This window comes from Sphingobium sp. BHU LFT2, from assembly GCF_018604485.1.
GTDB lineage: Bacteria > Pseudomonadota > Alphaproteobacteria > Sphingomonadales > Sphingomonadaceae > Sphingobium > Sphingobium yanoikuyae_A.
In genome coordinates, this window is record NZ_JAFCGW010000007.1 from 48,938 (window position 1) to 63,281 (window position 14,344).

The window sequence follows — 14,344 nt, forward strand, 5'->3', positions numbered from 1 at the left end:
GGAAGAGGTAGAAACCGTCATGGCAGGCGCCAAGAACCACGATTATCATATCCTTCCGCCCAGCATCTGGCCGCTGTTCGGCTCGATGTCGGCGCTGGTGATGGCGATGGGCGCGATCATGTGGATGCATCCCGACGCGATGCCCGCCGGCGGTGGCTGGATCTTCCTAATCGGTGTGGCCGGTGTCCTCTTCACCATGTTCAGCTGGTGGAGCAATGTGATTGCCGAGGCGCATGCCGGCGATCATACGCCGGTGGTCCAGCTGCATCTGCGCTATGGCATGATCCTGTTCATCGCGTCGGAAGTGATGTTCTTCGTCGGCTGGTTCTGGGCCTTTTTCGACTTCTCCCTCTTCCCCAGCGAACTGGCGCCGATCGAGGGGATGTTCCCCTCCAAGGGCATCGAGGTGATGAACGCGTTCGAGCTGCCCTTGCTCAACACGCTGATCCTGCTCTGCTCGGGCACCACCGTCACCTGGGCGCATCATGCGCTGATCCACGGCGATCGCGAAGGGCTGAAGAAGGGCCTGTGGTGTACGGTGATCCTGGGTGCGCTGTTCAGCTGCATCCAGGCCTATGAATATATGCACGCGCCGTTCCCGTTCGGCGGTTCGCCCTATAGCTCGGCCTTCTACATGGCGACCGGCTTCCATGGCTTCCATGTGCTGGTCGGCACCATCTTCCTGGTGGTGAACCTGATCCGCGCCTATAAGGGCGACTTCACCCCGCGCCAGCATTTCGGCTTTGAAGCGGCCGCCTGGTACTGGCATTTCGTCGACGTGGTGTGGCTGTTCCTGTTCGCCGCCATCTATGTCTGGGGCGGCTGGGGCGCGCCGATCCACGGCGGCTGATGGTTCAGGGATGACGGCGAAGGCGACAGGCATGGACCTGCTTGCGGCCTCCGCCCGCGGCCTTTGCCCCCGTTGCAGCGCACCGACCCTGTTCGAAGGGCCGGTGCGTTTTGCGTCGGCCTGTCGCCAGTGCGGGCTGGACTATGGCCAATATAATGTCGGCGACGGGCCGGCGGCTTTCCTGACGCTGATCATCGGCGCGGTCATGGTCGCGCTGGCGCTGACCCTGGAACTGACGGTCCATCCGCCGCTATGGCTGCACCTGCTGCTGTGGGCGCCGCTGACCGCCGGCGCCGTGGTCGGCAGCCTGCGCGTCGCCAAGGGCGCGCTGCTGACGGTCGAATATCGCAAGGATGCCCGCGAGGGGCGGGTGGTGGAGAAGAAGGACGCATGAGCGGACGGCGCATCCCGATTGTTCCGACCCTGCTGGTCTGTGTCGCGATCGCTGTCATGATCGCGCTCGGCATCTGGCAGTTGCAGCGCCGGGGCGAGAAGGAAACCATGCTGGCGCTGGCGGCCAGCAATGTATCGCGCCCGGCCGTCGCCTTCCCCAAAATGCCGCCGGTGCCCGATGAACTGCTGTTCCGCCCGTCCTCGGTCCATTGCCTGCGCGTCGTCGGCTGGCAGGTGGAGGCCGGGCGCGCGGCCGACGGATCGACCGGCTATCGCCATATCGCCCAATGCACCACCGGCGCCGAAGGGCCCGGCGCACTGGTCGCGGTCGGCGTCGGCCAGAAGCCGGATGACAAGCCGGCCTGGACCGGCGGACAGGTCGAAGGCTGGATTTCGCAGGAACCCGATCATCGCTCGCTGATCGCGCGGGCAGGGGGCAGGACCATGCCACTGCGGCCGATGCTGGTCGCGCGCGCCGCGCCGCCGGGCCTGAAACCCATGGCGCCGCCCAGCACCGCCGACGTGCCCAACAATCATCTCGCCTATGCGGTGCAATGGTTCATTTTTGCCGCGCTGGCGGCAATAATCTATCTGCTTGTCCTGCGTCGACGCAATGCGGAGCCGCCAAAGCCGTCGTAAAGGCTTGCCCCGGCGCGCGCGCGTCGCTACCGCGCTTTCCCATTATGCAATATGTCAGCACCAGGGGAAGCGCACCGGCGCTCGGTTTTGAAGATGTCACGCTGGCGGGCCTGGCGTCCGACGGCGGGCTTTATGTGCCGGAGAGCTGGCCGCAATTTTCCGCTGCCGACATTCGCGCGCTCGCCGGCCTTTCCTATGTCGAAACTGCCGTGCGCGTCATGGCGCCGTTCGTCGCCGGATCGCTGAGCGAAGAGGAACTGCGCGAGCTTTGCACCGCCGCCTATGGCCGGTTCAGCCATGACGCGGTGACGCCGCTGGTCCAGCTCGACAATCGCCACTGGATGCTGGAGCTGTTCCATGGTCCGACCCTGGCGTTCAAGGATGTCGCGCTCCAGCTGCTGGGCCAGCTGTTCGAGCGCTTCTTGTCGCGCCGCGACGATCATCTGACCATCGTCGGCGCCACATCGGGCGACACCGGTTCGGCCGCGATCGACGCGGTCGCCGGCCGCGAGAAGGTCGACATCTTCATGCTGCATCCCGAGGGCCGGGTGTCCGACGTGCAGCGCCGCCAGATGACCACGGTGCTGGCGCCCAATGTCTACAACATCGCGATCGACGGCAGCTTCGACGATGCGCAGGCGCTGGTGAAGCGCATGTTCAACGACGCGGACTTCAAGGCGCGTTTCAACCTGTCGGCGGTGAACAGCATCAACTGGGCGCGGCTGATGGCGCAGGTCGTCTATTATTTCTACGCCGCCGTGCGGCTGGGCGCGCCCGATCGCCCGATCGCCTTCTCGGTGCCGACCGGCAATTTCGGCGATGTCTTCGCCGGCTATGTCGCGTCGAAAATGGGCCTGCCGGTCGCCAAGCTGGTGGTCGCCACCAACGTCAACGACATATTGCACCGCGCCCTGTCGGAGGGCGACTATAGCCAGGGCCAGGTCGTGCCGACCGCGACGCCCAGCATGGACATTCAGGTCAGCTCCAATTTCGAGCGACTGCTGTTCGATGCCGGTGGCCGTGACGGCCTCGCGCTCGCCCAGCAGATGCAGGGTTTCGAGGCGAGCAAGGCGATGCGCCTCACCAATGCCCAGCGCGAGGGCGCGGCCAACCTGTTCACCTCCGCCCGGATCGATGCCGACGGCATGACCATGGCGATGCGCTGGGCGTTCGACGCCGCCGGCCAGGTGATCGATCCGCACAGCGCCATTGGCCTCGCCGCCGCGCGCGAGGCGGACATCGATCCGTCGATCCCGGTGGTGACGCTGGCGACCGCCCATGCCGCCAAGTTCCGCGACGCGGTGGAGCGGGCGACCGGCACGCGGCCGCCGCTGCCCGCGCGGGTCGGCGACCTGTTCGCGCGCGAGGAAAGCTATGCCAAGCTGCCCGGCACGTTCGAGGCGGTGACCGCCTATGTCGCGGAGCGGGCGACGCCGCGCGGCTGATCGCGGGTTGATCCCCTCTCGACAGGAGCGGCGCAAGAGACGATGAGGCCGGAATGGAACTCAAGACTCTCATCGGCGAACCCTGGTCCGACTATGGCCTGATCGACTCTGGCAACGGCCGCAAGCTCGAACGCTATGGCCGTTTCCGCTTCATCCGCCCCGAACCGCAGGCGATGTGGGCGCCGGCGACCGAAGATTGGCGCGCCGACGGCGAATTCATCCCCGGATCGGACGAGGATGGCGGCGGCCGCTGGTATTATGACAAGCCGGTCCCGGCCGAGGGATGGCCGCTGCACTGGAAGGAAGTGACCTTCCAGTCGAGCTGCACCCCCTTCCGCCATCTCGGCTTCTTCCCCGACATGGCGCCGGTGTGGGACTTCATGCGCGCCAGCACGGCCGACAAGCCCGAGGCGGAGGTGATGAACCTGTTCGGCTATACCGGCGTCGGCACGCTGGGCATGTCGGCGGCCGGCGCGCGCATGGTCCATGTCGATGCGTCGAAGAAATCGGTGGCGCAGGCGCGGGCGAATGCCGACCTGTCGGGCATGGGCGACCGGCCGATCCGCTGGATCGTCGAGGATGCGGCCAAGTTCGTCGCGCGCGAAGTGCGGCGCGGCCGCCGCTATGACGGCATATTGCTCGACCCGCCCAAATATGGCCGCGGCCCCGACGGCGAAGTCTGGCGGCTGGAAGAGGATCTGCCCGGCCTCATCGCCAATTGCCGCCAGTTGCTGGACGCCGACAGCCGCTTCCTGTTCCTCACCGTCTATGCGGTGCGCATGTCGGCGCTGGCGATCGGCGAATTGCTGCGCCAGGCCTTTGCCGACCTGCCCGGCGAGGTCGAGGCCGGCGAACTGACCGTGCGCGAGGAAGCCCGCGGCCTGCTGCTCCCCACCGCCATCTGGGCGCGCTGGAAGCGGTAAACCGCCTATAAGCCCTCTCCCGTTTACGGGAGAGGGTTGGGTGAGGGCTTTTCTACGACTGCCCTCATGATAGACTCTGCCAATGCCCAGCATCGGCCCGACCAGTCCCAACGCTTCACGTCTGCGGCGCAACGCAACTGAATGTGAGCAACGGCTATGGGCCGTCTTGCGCAATCGCCAGCTTGAAGGTTTCAAGTTCCGGCGACAGGCGACGATCGGGCCATTCGTGGTCGATTTTCTCTGCGCCGAATATCGCTTCATCGTAGAGATCGATGGCGGGCAGCATGATGAACGGACGGATGCGTCGCGCACGAGGCAGCTGCAATCGGCGGGCTATGTGATCCACCGGTTCTGGAATCATGATGTGGTCGAGAATTTCGACGGCGTGGTGGAGCGGATCAGGCTGGAGCTGCTTGCCGTTCGAGAGACGTAAGCAAGAAGACCCTCACCCAACCCTCTCCCGCCTGCGGGAGAGGGCTATTACGCGCGACGCCTTACTTCCCGACCTTGATTTCGAATAGCTTCGGCCAGTTCTTGCCGGTGATGAAGACGCGGTCGCTCTTGGCGTCATAGGCGATGCCGTTGGCGACGGCTTCGCTGTCGGTGACGCCGGCCTGCTTGCGTAGCGGGGCGACATCGATCCAGTCGATCACGCCGCCGCTGCGCGGGTCGATCCGGGCGATCCTGGTGTCGTACCAGACATTGGCCCAGATCTCGCCCCTGACCCATTCCAGCTCGTTGAGCCGGTCGACCGCGCGGCCGTTCCAGGTGACGGTGATTCGGCGCTGTTCGCTCAGCGTCTCGGGATCGAGGAAGCGCAGCTGCGCGCTGCCGTCGCTCATGATGATCGACCGGCCATCCTGGGTCAGGCCCCAGCCTTCGCCTTCATAGCGGAAGGTGGAAAGCGGCGAGAAATCGTCCAGTTTCCAGACAAAGCCTTGGCGATGGCGCCAGGTCAGGCTGACCAGCTTGCCGCCCCAGTTGACGATGCCCTCGCCGAAATAGGGCTGCTCGACGACGCGGCGCTGCTCGACCTTGCCGGTCTTGAGCGCGACCTTGCGAATCTCCGACTGGCCTTCAAGGCCGGTGCTCTCATAGAGCGCGCCGTCGAGGTAGAAGAGGCCCTCGGTGAAGGCCGCTGGGTCGTGCGGATAGGCCTTGACCAAAGTCCAGGGCGTTTCCGCCCGAGCCGGCATGGTCAGGGTGAAGGCGCACAGCAACGACAATAATATCCATTCGCTTCGAGCGAAGTCGAGAAGCCTGCGTGCAGCGGTTCTCGACAGGCTCGAACCGAACGGCTGTTGGCGCCAGAACCATTGCCTCATTCGGCGGCCTGCGCGGCGATCGCGGTGGCGAGCCAGGCGGGCAGGGTGGCGGGGTCGATCGCCTCCACCCGTTGCAGTTCGATCGACAGATTGAGGTCTGGCAGGGCGGCGCGCTGGCGCTTCTCGTCGGCCTGCTCCAGCGGCACCGCGACCAGTCGCCGGTTCACCTTGTTGCGATAATGCATGCGGGCGGTGTTTTCCTGGCCGACATAGCAGCCCTTGTCATAATCGACGCCGTGCAGTTCCTCGGCATTGGTTTCGAGCCACAGCGTCTGGTCCTGCCCCAGTTCCGCCGCGCCCTCGAAGACGCCGAGCGACAGCCGATGCGTGCGGAACGCGGCGGAGGCGTCGCCATCGGTGGCCGGCGCCAGCCAGCGCGCGCCCAATTCTGGCAGGCGCGGATCGCGGGGTTTGTCGGCCGCATCGATCGCCCAATGCACCGCCAGCGACTCGTCGCGCGCGATCACCACCTTGCGCCGCAACCGGTAAATCGTCAGCCGCTTCGCCAGCGCATCGGCCTGCGCCGCTTCGCAGTCGATCAATATATCGCCGTCGTCGCCCCACAGGATGAAGTCGAACAGCGCCTTGCCCTGCGGCGTCAGCAGCGCGGTCCAGCGCGCTTCGCCGTCTTTGAGCGTCAGCACGTCGCGGGTCAGCAGCCCCTGCAGGAAGGGACGCGCCTCTTCGCCGGAAATGCGCAGCACCGCGCGGTCGGTAAGGGTGGTATCGGTCATCGGCTTTAGGTAGGACGGCGGCACGACTTCGCCAAGCGGTTCGCGCGAACAGCAGACAGGAATATCGCCATGACCCAGACCTTCGACATGATCCTCAAGAACGGCACCGTCCATACGCCGGGCGGCGCGGAGCAGGTGGATGTGGGCGTGCGCGGCGGCAAGATCGTCGCCATCGGCACCAGCCTGGGCGATGCGGGCGAAGTGATCGACTGCACCGGCCTCGACGTGCTGCCCGGCTGCATCGACAGCCAGGTGCATTTCCGCGAGCCGGGGCTGGAATATAAGGAGGATCTGGAATCGGGCAGCCGCGCCGCGGTGCTGGGCGGCGTCACCGCCGTCTTCGAAATGCCCAACACCAATCCCAATACCGACACCGCCGAGCGGGTGCATGACAAGCTGAAGCGCGCCCATCATCGCATGTGGTGCGACCATGCCTTCTATGTCGGCGCGACGGCGGAAAATGCCGAGCAGCTGAAGGAACTGGAGCGCATTCCCGGCACGTCCGGCGTCAAGATCTTCATGGGCGCATCGACCGGCAGCCTGCTGGTGGACGATGACGCTGCGCTGGCCCGCGTGCTGGCGTCGGGCACCCGCCGCGTCGCCATCCATGCCGAGGACGAGACGCGGATGAACGCGCGCAAGGATTATCGGGTCGAGGGCGATCCCTCGTCCCACCCCGTCTGGCGCGACGATGAAAGCGCGATGATCGCGACGAAGCGGATCATCGCGCTCGCCCGCAAGGCGCGCCGCCGCATCCACATCCTGCACGTCACCACCCCGGCGGAGCTGGAATATATCGGCCAGAACAAGGATGTCGCGACCTGCGAAGTCACGCCGCAGCATCTGACCCTGGCCGGCGAGGATGCCTATCCGCGGCTGGGCACCTATGCCCAGATGAACCCGCCGATCCGCAGCGCGGCGCATCGCGACGGCCTGTGGTTCTGGCTCAACCAGGGCGTGCCCGACGTGCTGGGCAGCGACCATGCGCCGCACACGATCGAGGAAAAGGCGAAGGTCTACCCCGCCTCGCCCAGCGGCATGCCGGGCGTGCAGACGCTGGTGCCGCTACTGCTCAACCATGTGGCCGAAGGGCGGCTGACGCTGCGCCGCTTCATCGAACTGACCTCGTCGGGCCCGCAGCGCGTGTTCGGCCTCACCTGCAAGGGCCGGATCGCGCTCGGCTATGACGCTGACTTCACCGTGGTCGACCTCAAGAAGAAATGGACCGTCGGCAAGGCATGGCTCGCCTCGCGCTGCGACTGGTCGCCGTTCGACGGCATGGACCTCACCGGCAAGGCGATCGGCACCATCATCCGCGGCAACCGCGTGATGTGGGAAGACAGCCTCGCCAATCAGGCGGTCGGCGAGCCGGTCCGGTTCGAGGCGACCGAGTTCAACTGATCAGATTACGCCGTCGCCAGCCGGTTGCGGCGGGCGGCGGCATAGCTGTCGCTGGCGAAGAGGATGAGGCCCAGCCAGATCAGGCCGAAGCTCAGCATCTGGCCCTGGCTCAGCGTCTCGCCCAGCAGCACCACGCCGCACAGAAATTGCAGCGTCGGCGCCAGATATTGCAGCAGCCCCAGTGTCGCCAGCGGCAGGCGCTGGGCGGCGGTGGCGAACAGCACCAGCGGCACGGTGGTGACGCCGCCGGCCAGGATCAGCAGGCCGGTGGTCGGCACGTCCTGGCCAAAGCTGATGCCGCCATGGCCCGACAGCCAGATCAGGTAGCCGATCGCCGGCGCGACCAGCAGCAGCGTTTCGACGCCGAGGCCGGTCATCGGCGCAACCGGGGTGAGCTTGCGGATCAGGCCATAAAGGGCGAAGCTGATCGCCAGCGCCAGGCTGATCCACAGAGTGGTGAGCGCGGCGGCGGCCAGGATGGCGACGCCGATCGCGGCGATGGCGATCGCCAGCATCTGTCCGCGCCGCAGCCTTTCCTTGAGTATCACGACGCCCAGGCCCACGCTGACCAGCGGGTTGAGGAAATAGCCCAGGCTGCAGGCGACGACATGGCCGTCATTGACCGCCCAGACATAGACCAGCCAGTTGATCGCGATCATCACCGCCGATGCCGTCAGCGGCAGGACCAGCCGGGGCGTGCGCAATGCCGTGACGAAGGCGGCCAGTCCCTTGCGCGCGGCCAGCAGCACCAGGATCAGGATGACCGACCAGATCACCCGCTGGGTCACGATCTCGATCGGGTCGACATGATGCAGCAGGCGGAAGAAGAGCGGCAGCATCCCCCAGATGCTGTAGGTGCCGATCGCGGCGATGACGCCCTTGCGCGCTTCGTTTTCCGCCATGGTCACAGGATGCCGCCGCCCAGGAACAGGCGCAGCGCGCCGAAGGCGGCGACGATCAGGCAGAAATTCTGCCCGCCCTTTTTCGACGACATCAGGCCGATGAAGGCGCCGAACAGGGCCATCGGCACCAGCAGCCAGTTGAGCGCGCCGAGCAGCGGAAACACCGCCGGGATCATCAGGACAAGGGTGACAAGACCGATCAGGGCTGACAGAAGGTTGAGCATAGTCCGACTGATGGCGGCTTTGCTGTCCCGGAACAAGACAAGCGACCATGCCACCCGGCAGAAACTGGCCCTGCGATGGGGTAGGGGCGTCTATGCACCCTGAATGCGAACGGAAAGTCCCGCTATCCGTTCTATGTGCCGGGTTATGAAGGAGCGAGGCGGATGGCGATTTCCCGACAAGTTGGTGTGATGACGTTGCTGCTGGCGCTCGCGGCCTGTGGCAAGGGCGGCAAGGACGGCAATCTTGCCGCGCTGGACGACCAGTTGACCAACAATGCCGCGGACCCGGCGGTCAAGGGCGCGCTGGCCGATGATATCGTCGTCGATCCTAATCTGGTCGGCCAGTCGAACCGCAATGCCGTGCGCAGCGCCGATCGTGCCGCCAATGGCGCCCTGCCGGTGCTCGGCGGCGATGCCGGCAAGGCACAGGCGGAAGCGGCCAAGCTGGTCGGTGGCAAGCTGCTGTCCGCTCCGGCACCGGTCAGCGGTCCGATCAAGAACAGCCCGATGACGCTGGGCGGGCTGGCGCGCGAACAGGCGCAACTGGGCGGCGGCGGCAATGCCGGCTGCGCCAAGAAGCTGGTCTATGGCATGCAATGGGCCAGCCGCATGCCCGATCCCTTCACCCTCTATCCCGGCGCGCAACTGACCGAGGCGGCGGGTGCGGAAAAGGATGGCTGCACCCTGCGCGCGGCGAGCTTCGTGACGCCGGTGCCCAAGCAGGGCGTGATCGACTATTATTATACCCAGGCGCGCCGCGCCGGCTTCGATGCGGAACATCGCATCGTCGAGGGCGACAATGTGCTGGGCGGCACGCGCAAGGCCGATGGCAGCGCCTATTTCATCGTCTTCACCAATGCGCCGGGCGGCAGGACGGGCGTCGACATCATCGCCGACCACGGTCGATAAAAGAGGCCGTAGGGGTAAGGGGACATCGCCTCCTTTTGCTGAACTGGGGCGCTTTGTTTCCAAAACGGAAACGATCTGTCGTCCTTTTGCCGGCTACAAGCCCGACCCGTGCATCGCTACATCCCCTGCAACAACAGGTGGGATCAAGGCGATGCAACACTCCGTCTTCAACCGGGCCGATACGGCCAATGACAATGTCGGCGAACCCTTTGACGCGCAGGAGCGCCAAGTGCTCTGGCTGGCCGATAGCGATCCGGCCAGTTCCGTGCCTTCGGTCCGCGCGCCGCTCGGCCGGTTGCGCAGCTTCCTGCGCGGCCCGGAGCCGACCTACACCCTGGCCAATCCGCGGCTGGAAACGCTGCGCCAGAGCGCGATCATCCTGCGCACTGGCCGGTCGCTGACCGGCGAGGAGCTGGAGGCGTTCGATGCGGCGGGTTTCTCGCGCGAGCAGCTCGACCTGCTGCGCGTGCTCTACATGACCGGGGATGCCCGGCGGGCGGTGGTCCGTGCGGCCTGATCCTTCCGGCAGCGCGTTGCGCCAGCCGCCGATGCAGGCGCTGGAGATGCTGCGCGCATTCCATCTGGCGCATCCGCGTGTCCTCACGCGGCTGGCGCTGTTCTTCCTGATCCTGTTCGTGGAAATCGCCTTGTTCAGCGGCATCAACGGCATGGTCGATGATCTGCTGGTGTCCTTCGTGGCGACGGTGGCGGCGTCGCTGCTGTTCCTGCCGATGATGGTCAGCGGCCAGGCGCGGTGATCGCGGATGCCGCGCCCGGCTGGCGCCAGCCGGGCGGAGCGTGTAGCACCGGTCCGACGCGGCAGGAGAGCGGACGGGACGGCGCCATGGATCTGGATGATTTGCGCAGCTTTGCCCAAGTCGTGCGCCATGGCGGCTTCAGCGCGGCGGAGCGTGCCACCGGCGAACGCAAGGCGAAGCTCAGTCGCCGGGTCGCGCGGCTGGAACAGGTGCTGGGCGTTCGCCTGATCGAGCGATCGACCCGCAATCTGCGCGTGACCGATGTCGGCCGCGAAATCTATCGCCAGTGCGAGACGATCGCCGAGGGGATCGACGCCACCCAGGCGATTGCCGCGCGTGCCCGGTCACAGATCAGCGGCAATCTGCGCATCGCCTGCCCGCCGGGGCTGGCCCGCTATCTGCGCACCGATGTCTTTGCCCGGTTCCTGCTGCTCTATCCCGACGTGCATCTGGAAATGCATATCAGCAGCCAGCGGATCGACCTGATCCAGGAACGGTTCGATGCCGCCTTTCGCGTGGATATCGACACCGTGCATGATCAGGCGTTGACGATGCATCAACTGGGGCGGCTGGACCGCATCCTGGTGGCCGCGCCGGCGGTGGCGGCGCAGGTCGCGGCAACCACCATCGCCAGCCTTGCCGACCTGCCGACGCTGAGCGTGGGCGAGCATGTCGAACATGATGAATGGCTGTTGATGAACGGGCAGGGGCGACAGCATGTCGTCGCCCATCATCCCCGCTTCTGCAGCAATGATTCAGCGACGGTGCGCGATGCGGCGGTGGCCGGACTGGGCGTGGCGCTGCTGTCGTCAGCGGCCTGTTCGGTCGAGCTGCAACAGGGGCGGCTGGTGCATGTCCTGCCCGACTGGCGGACCAGCGAGGGCATCGTCCATGTCCTCTTCACCGCGCGCACCGGTATGTCGCCGACCCTGCGCGCGTTCATCGACTATGTCGCGGAAAGCTTTCCGTCGCTGACGGGTAGCACGCTGGCCTGAATGGCCTTTAGCGCAAGCCGGCTTCCTTGGTCAGGCTGTACAGCCCGCCGACGATCAACCCGAGCGCCAGCATGTGCGCCGAAAATTCGAAAACAATATCAACCATCATCGATCCCCACCGATTGGAAGCGATCCTTCTGCGGCCATGCGCCTAACAAGCCGTTAATGCTGATGGGAAAGAAGGGGCGCGCTTGACGCTGTTCTGCGCCGACCATAGCATTCCGTCCCAGGCAGGCATGGTGTCGGGAGGCAGTTTCCATGGAGGATATCGCCCAGGAACGTGGCCCCGGCTATCGTTACTCGCGCCGTGCTACCCTGCCGCTGATCCGGCAATTGTCGGTCGTGCCCAACTGGCGCAACGCGCTGCTGCTGGCGCTGCAATGGGCGGCGATGATCGCCGCATGCACGATCGCGATCAGGATAGACCGATGGCCGGCCTATCTGATCGCCGGCATCGTCATCGGCACGCGTATCCAGGTCCTTGCTGTAATGATGCATGAGGCCTGTCACGGCATGCTGTTCAGCAACCGGCGCATCAATGACCTGATCGGCGACCTGTTCGTGGCCTATCCGCTGGCGCTGAGCATCGATCTCTACCGCGTCGCCCATATGGTGCATCATCGCCATACCAACACGATGCGCGACTATGATTATCGGGTGCAGCGCAAGGATGCCGACCAGCATTTCCCGAAAAGCGGGCGCGCCATGGTCGTGCTGCTGCTGCGCAGCTTGTCCGGCCTGAACTATTATCGGGCGGCGCGGGCGGCGCGAATCTGGTCGCCCTTGTCCAATTTCCACAATCCGATGCGCTTCGGCTTCGATTTCCGGCTGGCGCTGCGCGTCCGCTACATCGTCTGGGCGGTGCTGGTCTATGGCGCGATCCTGTGGTCGCCCTGGCGCTGGCAGATATTGGGGCTGTTCATGATTCCCCAGTTCATCTGGGCCAATGTGTTCAACCGGTTGCGGGCGATGGCGGAGCATAATGGCGTCACGGACGAGACGGAAATACGCGGCACGCGCACCGTTATCCCGACCCTGATCGACCGCATCCTGATCGGGCCGCTCAATGTCAGCTATCATCTGGAACATCATCTGTTCCCGTCGGTGCCGTGGCATAATCTGCGCCGGTTGCACCGGCATCTGATGGCGTCCGATCCGCTCTATGCGCGCGATGCACACGTTACGCAGGGCTATTGGGGGGTGGTCCGCGAACTGATGCCGCCGCCCGCAGTCAGTGGTCCCGATCGGCAGCAGGTTCCGGTCGAGGCGAATCCGTAATTCGAAGGGGCGCACGGATCAGGGAATGACCAGTTCCATGCCCGCCTTCACCCGGTTGAGCGCCAGATAGCTGTGATAGCTGGCGACCGATTCATTTTCCGCGAACAGGCGGCGGGTGATCGCTTCATAACTGCGCATGTCGGGCGCGACGATCAGCATGATGAAGCTGCGGCCGCCGGTGACATAATAGCATTGCTGCACTTCGGGCGCGTCGCGGAACAATTGCTTGGCCTTGTCGACGCGCGCCGCCTTTTCATCGACCAGATTGACCTCGACGATCGATGTGACGCCCAGGCCGACCTGATCGGGATCGACGATCGCGACATTGCGCACGATCACGCCGCTGCGCTCCATCGCGGCGATGCGGCGCTGCACGGCGGCGGTCGACAGGTTGACCGCCTCGGCAATCGCGCGCTGCGGCATGCGGGTGTCGCGTTGGATCAGGCGCAGAATCGCCCGGTCGAAATGGTCGATCTTGGTGGATTGGCTCATGAAATGAGTATTTGTTGCATTTGACCCGCCAATCAAGAGCGCCTTTCTCATGTCGATGATGATATTTCCCGTCACCTGAATTTTCGACAGGCGGAATGCGAGCATGAACCAGTCACGAGCATCCGGCGCGATCCTGGCCGGCATCTTTTGCGGCATGGGGGCGGGCGCGCTCTGGGGCTTGGTCTTCCTGGCGCCCGAGATCGTGCCGGGCTTCAGCCCGCTCGAACAGGCGATCGGCCGTTATCTGGCCTATGGGCTGATGTCCGTGCTGCTGGTTGCGCCGCGCTGGCGGGCGATCCGGCCGCTGCTGACGCCGCGAATCCTGTGGGCGCTGGCCTGGCTCGCGCTGGCCGGCAACCTCTTTTATTATGTGCTGCTGGTGAGCGCGGTGCAGATGGGGGGTATAGCCATGACCTCGCTGGTGGTCGGCTTCCTGCCGGTCGCGGTGACCATCGTCGGCAGCCGACAGGCGGGCGCGGTGCCGCTGCGGCACCTGGCGCCTTCGCTGCTGCTCTGTGTCGCGGGTGCGCTGTGCATTGGCTGGCAGGCGATCGTCATGCCGGGCGGGGGCGCGGTGGCGACGCGGATCATCGGCTTTGCCTGCGCGGTCGGGGCGCTGATTTCCTGGACCGCCTTTGCGATCGGCAATGCCCATTGGCTGCGGCGGATGGACGGGATTACGTCGCAGGACTGGAATTTCCTGATCGGCCTCGCCACTGGCGCGCAGGCGCTGCTGTTCCTGCCGTTGGTGCCATGGCTGGGCAGCGGCACGCATGACGCGGCCGACTGGACCCGCTTTGCGGCTGTCGTGATCGCTGTCGCCCTGTTCGCTTCGATCGTCGGCAATGCGCTGTGGAATCGCATGACCCGGCTGCTGCCGCTGACCATGGTGGGACAGATGATCCTGTTCGAAACCGGCTTTGCCCTGCTCTATGGTTTCCTGTGGGAAGCGCGGCTGCCGACGCCTTTGGAGGGCACGGCATTCGTGCTGGTGATCCTCTCGGTGCTGAGCTGCATCGCCGCCCATCGCCGTCCCGTCCCGGCAGAGGCCAGCATCGCCGCCTGAATGCGTCCTT

At 65.4% G+C, this 14,344-nt stretch carries 18 protein-coding genes; 13 read left to right on the forward strand and 5 right to left on the reverse strand.

The genetic code is table 11. From position 1 onward, the window contains the following. The first annotated feature begins 19 nt into the window (after positions 1–19). From JQK15_RS14665 to JQK15_RS14690, 6 genes are all read left to right on the forward strand, one after another. On the forward strand, positions 20–850 hold the full coding sequence (locus tag JQK15_RS14665; RefSeq protein WP_004208605.1) for a cytochrome c oxidase subunit 3: 831 nt from the start codon (positions 20–22) through the stop codon (positions 848–850). 10 nt (positions 851–860) lie between these two features. Continuing rightward, positions 861–1,244, forward strand: coding sequence for a DUF983 domain-containing protein (locus JQK15_RS14670; protein WP_214866219.1), 384 nt, complete (start codon positions 861–863; stop codon positions 1,242–1,244). Beyond that, the gene (locus tag JQK15_RS14675) at positions 1,241–1,882 is read left to right on the forward strand and encodes an SURF1 family protein (protein ID WP_214866220.1); all 642 of its coding nucleotides are present in this window, start codon (positions 1,241–1,243) and stop codon (positions 1,880–1,882) included. The genes JQK15_RS14670 and JQK15_RS14675 overlap by 4 nt, the downstream gene beginning before the upstream one ends. Positions 1,883–1,926: 44 nt before the next feature. Then, positions 1,927–3,327 (forward strand): threonine synthase, encoded by a 1,401-nt coding sequence (gene thrC, locus JQK15_RS14680; protein WP_017500085.1) that lies wholly within the window; start codon positions 1,927–1,929, stop codon positions 3,325–3,327. Between the two features lie 53 nt (positions 3,328–3,380). Continuing rightward, on the forward strand, positions 3,381–4,250 hold the full coding sequence (locus tag JQK15_RS14685) for an RsmD family RNA methyltransferase (RefSeq protein WP_017500086.1): 870 nt from the start codon (positions 3,381–3,383) through the stop codon (positions 4,248–4,250). A gap of 166 nt (positions 4,251–4,416) precedes the next feature. Next, entirely contained in the window at positions 4,417–4,683 is a 267-nt protein-coding gene (locus tag JQK15_RS14690; RefSeq protein ID WP_037521193.1) for an endonuclease domain-containing protein, read from the forward strand. 61 nt (positions 4,684–4,744) lie between these two features. Here JQK15_RS14690 and JQK15_RS14695 read toward each other — a convergent pair whose 3' ends face one another. Then, positions 4,745–5,446, reverse strand: coding sequence for a glutaminyl-peptide cyclotransferase (locus JQK15_RS14695; protein WP_214866307.1), 702 nt, complete (start codon positions 5,444–5,446; stop codon positions 4,745–4,747). A gap of 125 nt (positions 5,447–5,571) precedes the next feature. Next, positions 5,572–6,309 carry a CAF17-like 4Fe-4S cluster assembly/insertion protein YgfZ gene (gene ygfZ, locus JQK15_RS14700; RefSeq protein ID WP_214866222.1) on the reverse strand — a complete coding sequence of 246 codons (738 nt, stop codon included), beginning with the start codon at positions 6,307–6,309 and terminating at the stop codon, positions 5,572–5,574. Positions 6,310–6,378: 69 nt separating this feature from the next. Here ygfZ and JQK15_RS14705 point away from each other — a divergent pair, with 69 nt between their 5' ends. Further along, positions 6,379–7,710, forward strand: coding sequence for a dihydroorotase (locus JQK15_RS14705; protein WP_214866223.1), 1,332 nt, complete (start codon positions 6,379–6,381; stop codon positions 7,708–7,710). Between the two features lie 5 nt (positions 7,711–7,715). Here JQK15_RS14705 and rarD read toward each other — a convergent pair whose 3' ends face one another. Further along, positions 7,716–8,612: an EamA family transporter RarD gene (gene rarD, locus JQK15_RS14710; protein ID WP_214866308.1), complete on the reverse strand. Its 897-nt coding sequence runs from the start codon at positions 8,610–8,612 to the stop codon at positions 7,716–7,718. A 2-nt stretch (positions 8,613–8,614) separates the two neighbouring features. Next, entirely contained in the window at positions 8,615–8,836 is a 222-nt protein-coding gene (locus JQK15_RS14715; protein WP_004208594.1) for a hypothetical protein, read from the reverse strand. Between the two features lie 162 nt (positions 8,837–8,998). Here JQK15_RS14715 and JQK15_RS14720 point away from each other — a divergent pair, with 162 nt between their 5' ends. The 5 genes from JQK15_RS14720 (at position 8,999) to JQK15_RS14740 (ending at position 12,776) form a co-directional block, all read left to right on the forward strand. Then, positions 8,999–9,745: a hypothetical protein gene (locus tag JQK15_RS14720; protein ID WP_214866224.1), complete on the forward strand. Its 747-nt coding sequence runs from the start codon at positions 8,999–9,001 to the stop codon at positions 9,743–9,745. 151 nt (positions 9,746–9,896) lie between these two features. Then, positions 9,897–10,262 (forward strand): hypothetical protein, encoded by a 366-nt coding sequence (locus tag JQK15_RS14725; RefSeq protein ID WP_010339630.1) that lies wholly within the window; start codon positions 9,897–9,899, stop codon positions 10,260–10,262. Further along, complete coding sequence (locus JQK15_RS14730; RefSeq protein WP_353047203.1) at positions 10,252–10,503, forward strand: hypothetical protein; 252 nt, start codon at positions 10,252–10,254, stop codon at positions 10,501–10,503. Before JQK15_RS14725 ends, JQK15_RS14730 begins: the two co-directional genes overlap by 11 nt. An 86-nt stretch (positions 10,504–10,589) precedes the next feature. Further along, entirely contained in the window at positions 10,590–11,498 is a 909-nt protein-coding gene (locus tag JQK15_RS14735) for a LysR substrate-binding domain-containing protein (RefSeq protein ID WP_214866225.1), read from the forward strand. A gap of 258 nt (positions 11,499–11,756) precedes the next feature. Beyond that, positions 11,757–12,776 (forward strand): fatty acid desaturase family protein, encoded by a 1,020-nt coding sequence (locus JQK15_RS14740; RefSeq protein WP_214866226.1) that lies wholly within the window; start codon positions 11,757–11,759, stop codon positions 12,774–12,776. A gap of 18 nt (positions 12,777–12,794) precedes the next feature. On the opposite strand, the gene JQK15_RS14745 is transcribed toward JQK15_RS14740, so the two are convergent. Continuing rightward, a complete protein-coding gene (locus JQK15_RS14745; protein ID WP_214866227.1) occupies positions 12,795–13,373 on the reverse strand; it encodes an Lrp/AsnC family transcriptional regulator in 579 nt (192 codons plus the stop codon). Here JQK15_RS14745 and JQK15_RS14750 point away from each other — a divergent pair. Then, positions 13,372–14,334, forward strand: a complete 963-nt coding sequence (locus JQK15_RS14750; protein WP_161732103.1) for a DMT family transporter — start codon at positions 13,372–13,374, stop codon at positions 14,332–14,334. The two genes, JQK15_RS14745 and JQK15_RS14750, sit on opposite strands and share 2 nt — an antisense overlap. Positions 14,335–14,344: the final 10 nt, after the last annotated feature.

Coding starts and splice junctions, on each gene's coding strand:
- JQK15_RS14665 (WP_004208605.1), top strand. CDS start 20: ATGGCAGGCGCCAAGAACCACGATTATCATATCCTTCCGCCCAGCATC.
- JQK15_RS14670 (WP_214866219.1), top strand. CDS start 861: ATGACGGCGAAGGCGACAGGCATGGACCTGCTTGCGGCCTCCGCCCGC.
- JQK15_RS14675 (WP_214866220.1), top strand. CDS start 1,241: ATGAGCGGACGGCGCATCCCGATTGTTCCGACCCTGCTGGTCTGTGTC.
- thrC (WP_017500085.1), top strand. CDS start 1,927: ATGCAATATGTCAGCACCAGGGGAAGCGCACCGGCGCTCGGTTTTGAA.
- JQK15_RS14685 (WP_017500086.1), top strand. CDS start 3,381: ATGGAACTCAAGACTCTCATCGGCGAACCCTGGTCCGACTATGGCCTG.
- JQK15_RS14695 (WP_214866307.1), bottom strand. CDS start 5,446: ATGCCGGCTCGGGCGGAAACGCCCTGGACTTTGGTCAAGGCCTATCCG.
- ygfZ (WP_214866222.1), bottom strand. CDS start 6,309: ATGACCGATACCACCCTTACCGACCGCGCGGTGCTGCGCATTTCCGGC.
- JQK15_RS14705 (WP_214866223.1), top strand. CDS start 6,379: ATGACCCAGACCTTCGACATGATCCTCAAGAACGGCACCGTCCATACG.
- rarD (WP_214866308.1), bottom strand. CDS start 8,612: ATGGCGGAAAACGAAGCGCGCAAGGGCGTCATCGCCGCGATCGGCACC.
- JQK15_RS14715 (WP_004208594.1), bottom strand. CDS start 8,836: ATGCTCAACCTTCTGTCAGCCCTGATCGGTCTTGTCACCCTTGTCCTG.
- JQK15_RS14720 (WP_214866224.1), top strand. CDS start 8,999: ATGGCGATTTCCCGACAAGTTGGTGTGATGACGTTGCTGCTGGCGCTC.
- JQK15_RS14725 (WP_010339630.1), top strand. CDS start 9,897: ATGCAACACTCCGTCTTCAACCGGGCCGATACGGCCAATGACAATGTC.
- JQK15_RS14735 (WP_214866225.1), top strand. CDS start 10,590: ATGGATCTGGATGATTTGCGCAGCTTTGCCCAAGTCGTGCGCCATGGC.
- JQK15_RS14740 (WP_214866226.1), top strand. CDS start 11,757: ATGGAGGATATCGCCCAGGAACGTGGCCCCGGCTATCGTTACTCGCGC.
- JQK15_RS14750 (WP_161732103.1), top strand. CDS start 13,372: ATGAACCAGTCACGAGCATCCGGCGCGATCCTGGCCGGCATCTTTTGC.
- JQK15_RS14745 (WP_214866227.1), bottom strand. CDS start 13,373: ATGCTCGCATTCCGCCTGTCGAAAATTCAGGTGACGGGAAATATCATC.